Here is a 13,485-nt window from a genome sequence, read left to right as displayed (position 1 = left end):
CCCCCGTGCGTCCGGCCTGCGGGTCATGTGGGGTCCCCTGACGGCGCCTCCAGTCGGACGCCCACGCCGCGCACGGTGTGCAGGTAGCGCGGTTTGGACGCGGTCTCACCGAGCTTGCGGCGCAGCCAGGAGAGGTGGACGTCGATGGTCTGGTCGCCGCCGTACGTCTGGCGCCAGACCTCGGCCAGGATCTCCTTGCGCGGGACCACCACGCCGGGCCGGGCGGCGAGGAAGGCGAGCAGGTCGAACTCGCGGCGGGTGAGGTCCAGCGGCCGCCCGTCCAGCACGGCCTCGCGGCGCTGGGCGTCGACGGCCAGCCCGCCGACCCGCAGGACCTGCGCCACCGGTGCGCTGCCGCCGCCGAACCTGCGCAGCACGGCGGTCATCCGGGCCGTCAGATGCTCGACGGAGAACGGCTTGACGAGGTAGTCGTCGGCGCCGTCGTTGAGCAGCCGGACGATCTCGGCCTCGTCGTCGCGGGCGGTGGAGATGATCACCGGGACGTTGGTGAGTCCCCGGATCATCTTCAGGGCCTCGCCGCCGTCCAGGTCCGGCAGGCCGAGGTCGAGGATCACCAGGTCGCAGCCGACCTGGGCGACCTCGCGGAGTGCCTCCAGCGCGGTGCCGACGCTGCGGACGGCGTGACCCGAATCGGCCAGGTGTCGGATGAGGGCGGAGCGTACGAAGGGGTCGTCCTCGACCACGAGCACTGTTGCCATGGGGCTGCACGGTACGCCATTCGGGTCACGTGGTCTGTACCTCAGGGGCGGGGTACGGCCTTTGGCAGGTTCTCCGTCGCCTTTCGCGGCCCGCCCGTCAGGGGCGCCGGGCCGACGGGGCCCGGGATGCGGCAGGATGTGCCGCGATGCGGAACGGACTGGTACAACTCGCCGCCTGGGTGGCGGCCACCTCGGCGGCGGTGGCGCTGTCCTGGCTCGGTGTGCACGCCGTCCTGGCGGACGCCGCCTTCGAGCAGCCGCGAGCGGTACCGCTGCCGTCGCCCGGCGGACGGGCTCCTGACGCCCCGTCGGCTCCGTCGGCGGAGCCTGCCACCGTCGGGACGGCCGCCTCGGCCGCCTCGGCCCGTCCCGCCGACCCGTCGTCCGGATCGCCGGCACCGACCGCGTCGCCCGCGCCCCGGTCGCCGTCTCCGGGCGCGAGCACGGGCTCGGACACGGGCAGCAGGCCGTCGGCGGACTCCACGGTGCGCAGCTACCTCGTCCCGGGCGGGCGGGTGGCCCTGGGGATGGAGCCGGACCGGGCCGAACTGGTCTCGGCGGCGCCGGAACCGGGTTGGCAGATGCAGGTCTGGCGTCAGGAGGGCTGGCTGCGGGTGGACTTCACCCGGGGCGGCAAGGTCAACTCGGTCTTCGTCACCTGGAACGGCCATCCGCCGGACGTCCAGACGGTGGTGCGTTAGGGGTTCCCGGCGGCGGGCGCACCCCGTGGCGGCAGCACGTCCGCGGGCGGCGGGACGTAGCCGGGCAGGAAGAGGCCCGCGTAGCCGGTGCGTTCGACCAGGATGTGCCGGGCGGGCCCGTCGGTCCCGATCGCGGCGAGCACCACCGTGCCGTAGCGGTCGCTGAGTTCGTACGGCTCGGTGACCGGGGTGGCGCCGCGGTCCACCGCGTAGTCGTAGACCGCGTAGGCGTCGGGCACCTCGATGAACAGGTCGAGGATGGTGTCGCCGTGCGCGGCGACGTGGTCGGCGATGCGCTGGCCGTGGTCGGTGATCGGCTGGACTGCGGAGGTGACGACGAAGCGCGCGCCGCCGGACTGCAGGACGTAGGAGGCGGTCTCCGGGTTTCCGGTCTCGGGCCCCGAGTAGGCGGTGCACCGCATGGCCAGCGCGACGCAGTAGTAGTGGGCCGTCCTGCGGGCGTCACCGACGGCGAGCACGACGGCGTCGGTGCGCCGGGCCGGGACGAAGATGTCGGTCAAGAGCGCCTCCCGGTCCCGGTCCCGGTCCCGTGGCGCGACGTGGGGGCCCGCGCCACGGGCTGTGCAGGGAGCGTGGCCCCCATCACACCGATACGCAACTGTTCCGATTCATCCTGGGCAAGCTGCGCGGCGGCGCCGGAAAATGGCAGTTCCAGCTGGACAGATTGCCCACCGGACGGAGCCCGCCGTGCACTCCCTCAACGACGCCATCGACGCGCTCGACGGAAAGCTGATCAGACTACTCAGCGAGGAGCCGAGAATCGGGGTGCTGGAGTGCTCACGCCGTCTCCAGGTGGCCAGGGGGACCGTCCAGGCGCGGCTCGACCGCCTGCAGGCACGCGGGGTGATCGGCGGTTTCGGGCCGCAGGTGGACCCGGCCGCGCTGGGGTACCCGGTGACGGCCTTCGCCACGCTGGAGATCTCACAGGGCCAGGGAGTCGACGTACGGGCGCACCTGGCCTCGGTGCCCGAGGTACTGGAGCTGCACACCATCACCGGGCAGGGGGACATGCTGGTCCGGATCGTGGCACGCTCCAACGGTGATCTGCAGCGGGTGATCGACCGGGTGGTGGGCTTCGAGGGGATCGTCCGGGCGTCGACGGCGATCGCGCTGGAGAACCCCGTGCCGTACCGGATCCTGCCGCTGGTCGAGCAGGCCGCCCGGGAGTAGGCGGCCCCGCACCACCACGGTGTTGCCGGGTTCGGCGATCGAGCAGGCCGCCCGGGGGCAGGCGCCCCCCTTCGGCCCCGGGCTCAGCAGCTGGGGACCTCACCGCCGGTGTTCAGCGCGTTCAGCGCGGCCACCGCGTCGGACAGCGTCTTGACCGGGACCAGCCGCAGGCCGGCCGGGGTGTTCACCTTGGCGTCCGAGCACTCGGCCGTCGGCACCAGGAAGACCGTGGCGCCGTCCCGGGCGGCGGCCTGCGTCTTCAGCGGCACACCGCCGACCGCGCCGACGTTGCCCTGGTCGTCGATGGTGCCGGTGCCCGCGATCACCTTGCCGCCGGACAGGTCGCCGCCCTTGCCGTCACCGGCCAGCTTGTCGATGATCCCGAGCGCGAGCAGCTGACCTGCGCTCGGTCCGCCGATGTCACCGAGGTCCACCCGGACCTTGACCTTCTCCGGGGACAGGTGCAGGTAGTTCAGCGCCGCGACGGTCGCGCTGTCCTGGGACTGCGACATCTGCTGCTGGGTCACCTGCTCGGCCTTGGCCGGGTTCTTCTGCGGGTAGACCGCCTCGGACGGCAGCACCGCCTCGTCCTGGTTCAGCCAGGAGCCGAGCGCCGTCCGGAGGCTGATCCGCTCGCCGGGGCTGGTCGCCGAGATGGTGACCATCCGCAGCTGGCCGTCGGTCGTCCGGGTCGGCGCGCCGGTGACGGTCAGCACCGGACTGCCCTGGTAGCCGCCGAGGACGTCCGCCGTGGTGCCGGGCGTGGTCCGGGTGAACGGCAGCGGGACGAAGGCCGCCGTCCCCAGCAGCGCACCGACCAGCACGCCGCAGAGGGCGAGGGCGCGGGTCTTCGGGGCGGTCAGGGCTGCGGGCAGCTTCACATCGGGCACACCGGCATCCAAACACACCCGGTCCCGGACGCGTACCCTGCCGTGCGCCCGCCGCTGCCCCTGGACGGGGAGCGCACCGTCCCGGGGGCGCCGCCTAGCGCAGGGCGTCCGCGACCTCGGTCGCCGCCTCGACCACGCGGGGGCCGACCCGTTCGGGTACCAGCCCGTTGAGCATCACCACCCCCACACTGCCCTCGATCCCGCTCAGTCCGAGCAGGGCGGCCGCCGCGCCGCTCGCGCCGGACTGCTCGTCCGCCCGGGTGACGACGAAGCCCTGGTCGGGGCGGCGCTGGCCGGGGAAGGTCCGGGCCTCCAGGATCGCCCGGCCGGCCGCACCCTCGGTCAGCGGGTGGCGCAGCCCGGTCCGGTAGGCGACGTGGAAGTCCGTCCAGCTGGGTTCGACCACGGCCACCGCCAGCGCCTCGTTCCCGTCCACCAGGGTGAGGTGGGCGGTGGCGCCGAGGTCCTCGGCCAGGCTGCGCAGCGCGGGCAGCGCGGCCTCGCGCAGCAGCGGATGGACCCGGTGGGCGAGCCTGAGCACGCCGAGGCCGACTCTGGCCCGGCCGCCGATGTCCCGGCGGACCAGGCCGTGCTGCTCCAGGGTGGCCAGCAGCCGGTAGACCACCGTCCGGTTGACCGCGAGCCGGGCGGCCAGCTCGGTGACGGTCAGGCCGCGTTCGGAGTCGGCCAGGAGTTTGAGGACCCGTACCCCGCGGTCCAGTGTCTGGGACGTCTCGGCGGTCACGCGCACATTCCTTTCTGCGGCGGTGGCCGACGGTCTCCGGGTAGGACGGAGCACCGGGCGGGGCGCCGGGAACGAGGGTGGAGGTGTTGTGCGCAGGAATGGGTGTCCGCGCCTGAGCGGTGCGTCGGCGTCATCGACGAGCGCACGACCGTGCGGTGCGCGCCTCGGGTGGGTGGACCGTCGAGCGGGCGTTGGGCAGACCGTAGTGAAGGAGGACCTGCCGGGGAAGGGTTTGTCCAAAATCCGGGAAGGTTTCCGGGGGTCCCGTGCTCCGATACGGGGCAAAGCCCGGCATTTCCCTACCGCACCGTCGATTGCCAGTTCGATATGTCTCCGATCTCCGGACACTCCCAGGAACTGTCAGCCGACTCGCAGCAGCCCCTCCCGCAGCGCCAGGGCCACCGCGGCCCCCCGGCTCTCGACGCCCAACTTGGCGTAGATGTTGGTGAGATGGCTCTTCGCGGTCGCCTCGCTGATGAACAGCCGGGCCGAGATCTGCCGGTTGGAGAGCCCGTCCACCAGGAGGCGCAGCACCTCGGCCTCCCGCCGGGAGAGCGCGGGGATGCCGCCGCGCATCCGCCGCAGCAGCCGGTCGACCGCCACCGGGCCCAGGACCGACTCGCCGCGCGCCGCCGCCCGGACCGCGGAGACCAGGGCCTCGGCGCCGACGTCCTTGCCGAGGAAACCCATCGCGCCGGCGTCCAGGGCGGCGAAGACCTCCTGGGCGGCGCCGTACGCACTGAAGACCAGGACCACCGGCGCGCCCGGCTGCCCGGCGAGCCGCGTGATCAGTTCCACGCCCTGGAGCGGTCCGGCCCCGAGGTTGAGGTCGAGCAGCACCACGTCGGGGGCGTCCTCGGCCGGCGAGTCCGCCAGTAGCCGCAGTGCCTGGTCCACGCAGTCGGCCTCGCCGACCACCCGCAGGTCGGGCTGGTCCTCCAGCATCACCCGGACCCCGAGCCGCAGCGCCGGGTGGTCGTCGACCACCAGCACGCGGACGACCTCTCCGCCCACCAGTTCGACCCCCGTCCAGGCGCCGCCGCGCCGTGCAGCTCGGCTCGGGGGGATGCGACCGCGTGCACCGTCCTCGCCGGGAGCCCCAGTATGACAGGGGAAGTTGATCATCCGGCAAAAGGTCTGTACCACTGTCGGATCGAGCGCAACCACCGCTGCGGGCGCCGCAGTCCACCCGCACTCCGCGCACCCCGGTCGCGGAACTCCACCATCAGCGTGGTGCCGCCGCCCGGTGCCGAGAGAAGGGTCAGCCGCCCGCCGAGCCGCCCGATCCGCTCCTTCGCCCCGGCCAGCCCGAGGCCGCAGCCCGGCTGCCCGGCGGACGCCAGCCCGGCGCCGTCGTCCCGGACGAGGACCCGCACCCGGTCGGACAGGTGGTGCAGTTCGACGCTGACGGCCCGCGCCCCGGCGTGCTGGACCGCGTTGGCGACCGCCTCCTGCACCAGTCGCAACGCCGCGCTCTCCGCCGGCAGGCCGAACCGCCGGGCGGGGCCGGTGATCCGCAGTTCCAGTTGGGGCGCCCGGAGCCCCGACGCGCAGGACGGGAGGGCCGGACCCAGCTCCAGCAGCCGGCGCACGATGTCCAGGTTGCGCCGGGACAGCGCCACGTACTGGGTCAGCGCCGGGACGAGTCCACCCGCGCCGAGCTGAGAGACCGCCACCCCGGTGGTGAGGTCCTGGGCCTGACCGAGGCTCAGAAGTGCGGTGTCCTGCACCGCCGCCAGTCGCTCCCTGGCCTGTTCCAGCCCCGGCGCTCCGGCCGGCAGGGCGTGCTCGACGGCGCGGACCAGCAAGGTGATCGCGGCCAGCCCCTGGACCACGGTGTCGTGGGCGTCCCGGGCGATCCGTTCGCGCTCCGCCAACCGCCCCCGCTCATGGGCGAGTTCGATCGGATCGGCGCCCTCCGGTGCCGATCCGGCGGCCCTCCGCCGCCGGCTTCGCCGATACCCCGCCAGGACGGCGGCGCCGGCCAGTCCGGGCAGCAGCACACCCGTCAGTCGCCGCACCAGGCCCCCATAGCATCGACTCACTCCGGTGGCCACCGCCGATCCGACGGTTTCCGCCCACCCCAAACGGTGATTTCCATCCCCGACGGTCGACGGATGCGGCCGTTCGACCAAAGAGGGAATCTGGTCGAAGGGCGGCGCCGAACAAACCGGTCAGCCGGAAGACTTCCATCGACGGGGGACGATATGCGTTTTCGCGAGCAACCGGAAGATCTCGGTCCGCTGGAACCGGCGGCCCGGCGGCACCTGCACACCCGGCTCGCGATGGACCTGGAGAGCCCGCTCGGCCCCCGCTTCCCGCTCCAGGTGGAGTTCGACTACCGCGAGGACGACCCCCTGGTCGTCCGGCTCACCTTCCCGGTGCCCGGCGACCACCCGGTGACCTGGGCCGTCTCCCGCGAACTGCTGCTGGACGGCCTCACCGCACCGAGCGGCACCGGCGACGTGCAGGTCCGCCCGGCTCCCGGGGGGCTGGTGGAGCTGCACCTGCACTCGACCGTCGGGTCCGCCCTGCTGCTGGCCACGGCCACCGCCCTGCACGCCGCACTGCTGGGCACCGGACAGCTGGTGCCGTTCGGCGCGGAGGTCAGCGAGGAGCGCCTGCACCGGGGACTGGAGCGGCTGCTCCGGTCCCCGGCCGGCGAGGGCTGAACGCCCCGACCGCTCCGGCTACTTCGCCCACTCCCGGATCTTGGCGATCCTGGACCTGAGCTGATTGACCGTCGCCTGGGCGGTGAGCGGGCCACCGCACTGGCGGCGCAGTTCGTTGTGGATGGTGCCGTGCGGCTGGTTGGTGCGGTGGTGCCAGGCCGCGACCAGCGCGTTCAGCTCCTTGCGCAGCTCCCGCAGCTCCTGATGGGTCACCACCGGGCGCTCCTCGGCGGGGAGTTCGAGCAGGTCGGCCTCCTCGGCGGGCTTGGCCTTGCTGCGCTGGATCTGCCGGTGCTGGCGCTTCTGCAGCAGCATGTGCACCTGGTCGGGCTCCAGCAGGCCGGGGATGCCGAGGTAGTCCTCCTCCTCCTCACTGCCCGGGTGCGCCTGCATGCCGAATTCCATGGCGTTGTAGAGCACCCGGTCGAAGACCGCGTCCGAGCCCAGTGCCTCGTAGCTGAAGTCGTCGCCACCGGCCGTGTCGGGGCCGTCGTTGGCCCGTTCGGCCTCGGCGAGCAGGCGGTCCTCCTCGTCGAAGAGGCCCTCCCCCTCCTTCTTCGGCCGGTCCAGCACGTGGTCGCGCTGGAGCTCCATCTCGTTGGCGAAGCCCAGCAGCATCGGCACGGTCGGCAGGAACACCGAGGCCGTCTCGCCGCGCTTGCGGGCGCGCACGAAGCGGCCGACGGCCTGCGCGAAGAACAGCGGGGTGGAGATCGAGGTGGCGTACACCCCGACGCAGAGCCGGGGCACGTCGACGCCCTCGGAGACCATGCGGACCGCGACCATCCAGCGGGAGTCGCCCGCCGCGTAGTCGGAGATCCGCTTGGAGGCCTCGGCCTCGTCGGAGAGGACCAGGGTCACCTTCTCGCCGCTGATCTCGCGGAGCATCTTGGCGTAGGCGCGGGCCACGTTCTGGTCGGTGGCGATCACCAGGCCGCCCGCGTCCGGGATCGCCTTGCGCACCTCGGTGAGCCGCCGGTCGGCCGCCTGCAGCACGCTGGGGATCCACTCGCCCTGCGGCGCGAGCGCGGTGCGCCACGCCTGGGCGATCAGGTCCTTGGTCATCGGCTCGCCGAGCCGGGCCTCCAGCTCGTCACCGGCCTTGGTGCGCCAGCGCATGTTGCCGCTGTACGAGAGGAAGATCACCGGACGGACCACGTGGTCGGCGAGCGCGTGCCCGTAGCCGTAGGTGTAGTCGGCGACCGACTTGCGGATGCCGTCGCTGCCCGCCTCGTACTGGACGAAGGGGATCGGGTTGGTGTCCGAGCGGAACGGCGTACCGGTCAGCGCGAGTCGGCGGGTGGCGGGCTCGAAGGCCTCGAAACAGGCCTCGCCCCAGGACTTGGAGTCACCGGCGTGGTGGATCTCGTCCATGATCACGAGGGTCTTGCGGGCCTCGGTCCGATTGCGGTGCAGCATCGGGTTGACGCCCACGCCCGCGTACGTGACGACGATGCCGTCGTACTCGCGGGAGAGCGGGCCCGAGGAGTAGGCCGGGTCCAGCTTGATGCCGACCCGGGCCGCGGCCTCGGCCCACTGCTTCTTCAGGTGTTCGGTCGGGGCGACGACGGTGACCTGCTGCACCAGGTGGTTGTGCAGCAGGTACGACGCCAGGGTGAGCGCGAAGGTGGTCTTGCCTGCGCCCGGGGTGGCGACGGCCAGGAAGTCGCGGGGCTGCTTCTCGATGTACGCGTCCAGTGCTCCCTGCTGCCAGGCCCGGAGCTTGCCGGCGGTACCCCAGGGGGCGCGGCCGGGGAAGGCCGGGGACAGGTGGTGCGAGGGAGCTGCGGCTGTCCGGGCGGCACCATGCGGTTCGGCGTCCGAGAACAGCGGGGCCATGGCTGAAGCGGCGGCAGTACTCACGGTCTCCGGAGGGGGGATCGTCGCAGGTCAGGGCCATGTGGGCGGCCCCGTCCCGCAGTTGGTCGGCGAGCGGACAACCCGCCCAGCCTACCGGCACTCCCGACTTTCGACCTCCGGCACCGGGCCGTCACACCCCGCTCACAGCCCCCTCGGCCGACCCCCGGAACCGGCCCGCGAGCACCCCGGCATCGGCCGGGGCGACCGCCGCGACGGCCACCACCGGCTCGTACGCGGCGTCCTGGTCGACCTCCAGCAGATCGCCCCCCGCAGGTCCAGGAAGACGGCCGTGCCCAGCCGGGCGGTGCGCTCGATGCCGGGACGGCAGCCGCCGGACGGAGGGCGGCGACGGCGAACGAACGGTCCGGATGTGACGCGGATCACCGCACCGGTTCCGGAAAGCCGTGTAAGACCGCAGCCCCCTTCCGACTCTCTCTTCGGTGTGCGGGCCGGTCCCAGCCCGTCCCCCCACCGGCCCGCACACGCCCCACGCCACCGGAAGGAACCCATGTCCGCCGCCGTCGAACAGGCCACCCAGGCCCACCTGATCGTCTCCACGCACCACTCGGCCCCGCTCGCGGTGAAGCTGCGCTACCGCCCCGAGGACCCGCTGGCGGTCCGGATGGTCTTCCCCGCCGAGTACGCGCTGGACGGGGCCGAACCGGATCCCGCGGCGCCGGCCACCGGGGACCTGCCGTCGCCGCAGGCGCCGCCCGAGGTCGAGTGGGTCTTCGCCCGCCAGTTGCTCGCAGCCGGCCTCGACCTGCCGTCCGGAGTCGGCGACGTGCACGTCCGGCCCGCCCCGGGGCAGCACACCATGGTGGAACTGCGCGCCCCCGAGGGCATCGCCCTGCTCCGGTTCGACTCCGGCGACCTGCGGCGCTTCCTGTGGCACAGCTACGTCTCCGTCCCGGAGGACGAGGAGCTCCACCACCTGGACCCGGACCGCGCCCTGGCCGAACTCCTCGGCTGAACCGCGGCGGACCCCGGACCCCGACCGGCCCGGCAGCCGCCCGCCGGCACGCCGCCCGCCGCTGCCGCCCGGGGCGCGTGCACTGCCCCGGGCGGCGTCGACTCCCGGCGTGAGCGGCCGCCACCGGAGCCGGCCCGGAGTATTGGTCCAGACCAATAACCATTCTGCGTGATGCTAAGCCGCAGGTCACCCCGCCGATCGGCAGGCCGGGACGTTCGACGGTCCGCCGCCCGGTCAGCGGCCCGGCAGGCTGCGCACCAGATGGGCGAAGACCACCACATTGGCGTCGTAGCCCTTCCCCGTGGTGAAGTCACCGCCGCAGGTGATCAGCCTGAGCTGGGAGTCGGGGGCCGGCCCGTACACCTTCGCGTCCGGGAAGTCGTCCTTGGGATAGACCTCGACGGCGTCCACCATGAAGAAGGCGGTGCCCCGGTCCTGGCCGGTGATCTCGACCTGGTCGCCCCGGCGGAGGGTGCCGAGGTCGTAGAAGACGGCGGGGCCGTCGTGGGTGTCGACGTGCCCGGCCACGACCGCGGTTCCGCGCTGGCCCGGGGTGACGCCGTCGCGGTACCAGCCCGTCAGGTTGCGATCCGTGGGCGGGGGCGGCTGCAGCCGACCGGCGGAGTCCAGGCCGAGGTCGGTGACGGGCGCGTCCACCCTGAGCGAGGGGATCCTGATCCGGGTCGGGACCGCCCGGGGCCGGGGCGGGACGAGCATCGCGGGCGAGGTGGCGCTGCCGAAACCCTGGGAGATGCCGGGCAGCGGCGGGAGGTGGAGCCCGTGGCCACCGTTGATCATCCAGGCGCCGAGCACCAGGGCGGAACCCACCGCCAGCGTCCCCGGCCACGGACTCCTGTCCGGCTGCCCGCCCATCCCTGCTCCTCGCCGTCTCGGTCCGGTCCCCGAGCGGCGCGGGCTCCGGCCGGCCCGCGGCCGATCGTGCGACGCCCGCACCCGGGGTGGCCCGGCCAGTCAACCGCCACGGCCCGCACGGGACATCCGCAACCGGCCGGCCGCGGGGCCGCCGTCCGACCGGCCCCGGGGCCATGAGTGCAGGTCAGCGGCCTGACCTGGCGTCAGTCGAGACGCCCGGACCCCCCTGGGCCGCACGGGTGAGCGACTCCCGCCCCTCGCCCGCCGAACGGCGCAGCCGGGGCCTGGTCAGGAATCCCTCGGCGAGCGCGTTGGCCAGGGCGATGGCCGGCAGCTCGGAGGACTTCTCGTACAGCAGGAAGCGCGGCTCCCAGGCCGGCTGGTACTTGGCGTTCGCGCGGTAGAGCGACTCCAGCTGCCACCAGCGCGAGAGGAAGCGCAGCACGGTACGGGAGAACCGCAGCACCGGCCCCGCGCCGATCCGGGCGCCGTGCTCGAAGACGTACCGGAACATCGCGAAGTTCAGCGAGACCCTGGTGACCGGCAGCTCCCCGGCCGAGGCCCTGGTCAGCAGCTCGGCCACCATGAACTCCACCAGCCCGTTGTCGGACTCCCGGTCACGGCGCATCAGGTCCAGCGAGAGGCCGTGCGCGCCCCACGGGACGAAGCTGAGCAGGGCGCTGGTGCGGTCGTTCTCGTCCCGGCACTCGATCAGCAGGCAGTCCCCGTCGGCCGGGTCGCCGAGCCGGCCGAGCGCCATCGAGAAGCCGCGCTCGGTCCGGCCGTGCCGCCAGGCGTCCGCGAGCCTGGCCAGTGCGGTGAGCTCCTCGGTCGGGACGTCCCGGTGGCGGCGGACCACGGCCCGGTACCCCGCTCTGCCGACGCGCTGGTGGGTCTGCCGGAGCGTCCGCATCGAGCGTCCGGCCAGCGTGAAGCCCTCCACCTCGACCACCGCCTCGTCGCCGAACTCCAGCGCCCGCAGCCCGGCCTCCCGCCGGTAGACGATCCCCGCCTGCTCGCCCGCACCGGTCACCGCGGGCACCCAGGCGTGGTCGCGGACCTCCTCGCGCCAGCGCCCGATCGCCTGCGGCCAGGCCTCCGGATCGCCGACCGGGTCCCCGGAGGCCAGCGCGACCCCGTTGACGACCCGGTAGAGCACCGCCGCCTTGCCCGAGGGCGACCAGCAGACCGACTTGTCGCGGCGCAGTGCGAAGTAGCCGAGCGAGTCCCGGGCGCCGTGCCGTGCCAGCAGGGCGCGCAGCCGCCGCTCGTCCTCGGGCCCCAGGTGCACCCGGCTGCGCGGGGAGCGGAAGAAGACCCGGACGGTGAGCAGCAGCAGCGCCGCGCCGAGGACGTTGACGGTCAGGGCGACCCAGCCGGGCACGTCCAGGTCGGAGTACTCGACGATCCCGGAGAGGGTGACCAGCCGGATCAGGACGTAGACGGCGCTGTCGCCCCAGCCGGGCGCGGCCCCGGCCGAGCCGACCCGGACCAGGGCCGCGCCGATGCCGGTGACGGCTGCCCCGCCGGCCAGCAGGACGCCGAGACCGAGCACGAGGTTGCCCCGTTCACCCCGCACCCGGCAGGCGGGACGGCCGAGCACCAGGGCGACCAGCACGGCGACGGTGAGCGCGAACGAGCCCCAGTTGAAGGGGTGCGAGCGGTCCGCCGGCGCGACGACCAGGGCCAGCGCGCACAGCGCCGTGTACCCGGCGACCACGACGGTCGCGACCAGCCAGGCGGCCCGCTTGCGGCGGCGCAGCATCAGCGCGAGCAGCCCGGCGAACAGCGCAGCGGTGAACCCGGCCGTCATCAGCGCCGGGGTGAAGAACTCGCCGGTGTTGGCCCGGTGCACCCGGTTGCGGAACGGTGCGATCAGCCCGGCGGCCAGGTTGAGCAGGGCGGCGATCCGCAGGTACCACTCCGCGGAGGCGATGCAGCGCCCCCGCCAGGCGGGCGCCGGGCCCGGCCCGTACGGGGCCGCGGGTACCGGCGCGGGCGGTTCGGGCTGCGGGCCGGGGGCGGTGCCCGGCTGCGGGCCGAGGACGACGTCGGGTGCACCGGCCAGCACGTTGTAGAAGGCGACCCTCCCCCGGTCCAGGCGCTGGTGGATCCGGGCGTCCCGGCGCTCGGCGCGCGCCATCCGCTTGGGCCGCGAGCGGTACCGCCAGCGGGCCCACGGGCTGCGCGGCCTGGCCAGCCGGACGGCCCCGACCAGGGCCAGCGGCCAGACCATCACGCCCAGCAGGCCGGTGTAGGTCTTCCCCTTGAACAGGCTGACCACCACCAGGAACAGCACCAGCACGGCCAACGCCGCCTGACTCAGCGTCAGCCGTCCGGTGAAGCCGCCCAGCGGCAGCGCACCGAACAGCAGCAGCCCGATCATCGCCACGGCGATGATCACCGCGTCCACCGACTTGCGGCCCTGCTCGCTCCAGTAGACGTCCTCCAGGTGCAGCACCAGGGCGAACTCGTCCAGCACCAGGCCGCAGCCGATCCCGAAGCCGGTCGCCATCACCTCGCGCAGCACCCCGCCCTCGCCCCGGATCGTGAAGCCGCCGACCCCGCAGACCAGCATCAGCGCCTGGCCGAACACCACGTGGTGGATGTGCAGCCCGCCGGGGGTGACGTTGCCCGGCCACCAGCTGGTGCCGCGCCGGATCATCCGGACGCTGAAGCGGATGAACAGGAAGGAGCCGATCAGCCCGAGCAGCAGCAGGAAGAGCGGCTGGCGACCGGCCTCGACGATCCGTTCCCGGTAAGCGTCGAGTACCGACTGCCACATGACGGGCACACCTCCGGGCCGTACTGAACGCGGCCGCCGCGCTCGGGCGGGCCTGCGGTCCTGCGGGTAACTGTCC

The 13,485-nt window shown here is 73.5% G+C and carries 13 protein-coding genes; 4 read left to right on the top strand and 9 right to left on the bottom strand.

Annotation, left to right across the window (positions count from 1 at the left end; translation table 11 throughout):
* Positions 1–23: 23 nt before the first annotated feature.
* Positions 24–719, bottom strand: a complete 696-nt coding sequence (locus tag ACFC1R_RS07110; RefSeq protein WP_082119538.1) for a response regulator transcription factor — start codon at positions 717–719, stop codon at positions 24–26.
* Between the two features lie 146 nt (positions 720–865).
* Between ACFC1R_RS07110 and ACFC1R_RS07105 the strand changes: the two genes are divergently transcribed.
* Complete coding sequence (locus ACFC1R_RS07105; protein ID WP_375934036.1) at positions 866–1,420, top strand: hypothetical protein; 555 nt, start codon at positions 866–868, stop codon at positions 1,418–1,420.
* Here ACFC1R_RS07105 and ACFC1R_RS07100 read toward each other — a convergent pair.
* Positions 1,417–1,941, bottom strand: a complete 525-nt coding sequence (locus ACFC1R_RS07100) for a VOC family protein (protein ID WP_375934033.1) — start codon at positions 1,939–1,941, stop codon at positions 1,417–1,419. The genes ACFC1R_RS07105 and ACFC1R_RS07100 overlap by 4 nt on opposite strands.
* A 187-nt stretch (positions 1,942–2,128) precedes the next feature.
* Here ACFC1R_RS07100 and ACFC1R_RS07095 point away from each other — a divergent pair, with 187 nt between their 5' ends.
* Positions 2,129–2,611, top strand: coding sequence for an Lrp/AsnC family transcriptional regulator (locus tag ACFC1R_RS07095; protein WP_045302766.1), 483 nt, complete (start codon positions 2,129–2,131; stop codon positions 2,609–2,611).
* Between the two features lie 83 nt (positions 2,612–2,694).
* Here ACFC1R_RS07095 and ACFC1R_RS07090 read toward each other — a convergent pair whose 3' ends face one another.
* The 4 genes from ACFC1R_RS07090 to ACFC1R_RS07075 all read right to left on the bottom strand — a co-directional run bounded on the left by ACFC1R_RS07090 (position 2,695) and on the right by ACFC1R_RS07075 (position 6,267).
* Complete coding sequence (locus ACFC1R_RS07090; RefSeq protein WP_375934030.1) at positions 2,695–3,501, bottom strand: S16 family serine protease; 807 nt, start codon at positions 3,499–3,501, stop codon at positions 2,695–2,697.
* 94 nt (positions 3,502–3,595) lie between these two features.
* Positions 3,596–4,246: an IclR family transcriptional regulator gene (locus ACFC1R_RS07085; RefSeq protein WP_375934027.1), complete on the bottom strand. Its 651-nt coding sequence runs from the start codon at positions 4,244–4,246 to the stop codon at positions 3,596–3,598.
* 360 nt (positions 4,247–4,606) lie between these two features.
* Positions 4,607–5,260 (bottom strand): response regulator, encoded by a 654-nt coding sequence (locus ACFC1R_RS07080; RefSeq protein ID WP_375934023.1) that lies wholly within the window; start codon positions 5,258–5,260, stop codon positions 4,607–4,609.
* 107 nt (positions 5,261–5,367) lie between these two features.
* A complete protein-coding gene (locus ACFC1R_RS07075; protein ID WP_375934020.1) occupies positions 5,368–6,267 on the bottom strand; it encodes a sensor histidine kinase in 900 nt (299 codons plus the stop codon).
* 186 nt (positions 6,268–6,453) lie between these two features.
* On the opposite strand from ACFC1R_RS07075, the gene ACFC1R_RS07070 reads away from it, so the two are divergent.
* Positions 6,454–6,918, top strand: coding sequence for an SsgA family sporulation/cell division regulator (locus ACFC1R_RS07070; protein ID WP_375934017.1), 465 nt, complete (start codon positions 6,454–6,456; stop codon positions 6,916–6,918).
* A gap of 18 nt (positions 6,919–6,936) precedes the next feature.
* On the opposite strand, the gene ACFC1R_RS07065 is transcribed toward ACFC1R_RS07070, so the two are convergent.
* Complete coding sequence (locus ACFC1R_RS07065; RefSeq protein ID WP_375934014.1) at positions 6,937–8,757, bottom strand: DEAD/DEAH box helicase; 1,821 nt, start codon at positions 8,755–8,757, stop codon at positions 6,937–6,939.
* Between the two features lie 529 nt (positions 8,758–9,286).
* Between ACFC1R_RS07065 and ACFC1R_RS07060 the strand changes: the two genes are divergently transcribed.
* Complete coding sequence (locus ACFC1R_RS07060; protein WP_375934011.1) at positions 9,287–9,751, top strand: SsgA family sporulation/cell division regulator; 465 nt, start codon at positions 9,287–9,289, stop codon at positions 9,749–9,751.
* Positions 9,752–9,985: 234 nt separating this feature from the next.
* Here ACFC1R_RS07060 and ACFC1R_RS07055 read toward each other — a convergent pair whose 3' ends face one another.
* A complete protein-coding gene (locus ACFC1R_RS07055; protein WP_375934009.1) occupies positions 9,986–10,624 on the bottom strand; it encodes a class F sortase in 639 nt (212 codons plus the stop codon).
* Positions 10,625–10,808: 184 nt separating this feature from the next.
* Positions 10,809–13,409: a phosphatidylglycerol lysyltransferase domain-containing protein gene (locus ACFC1R_RS07050; protein ID WP_375934006.1), complete on the bottom strand. Its 2,601-nt coding sequence runs from the start codon at positions 13,407–13,409 to the stop codon at positions 10,809–10,811.
* Between the last annotated feature and the right edge of the window lie 76 nt (positions 13,410–13,485).

This window comes from Kitasatospora sp. NPDC056138 (assembly GCF_042264695.1).
Lineage (GTDB): Bacteria > Actinomycetota > Actinomycetes > Streptomycetales > Streptomycetaceae > Kitasatospora.
The sequence above is the reverse complement of the archived record's forward strand: the minus strand, read 5'-3'. Positions and strand labels throughout refer to the sequence as shown.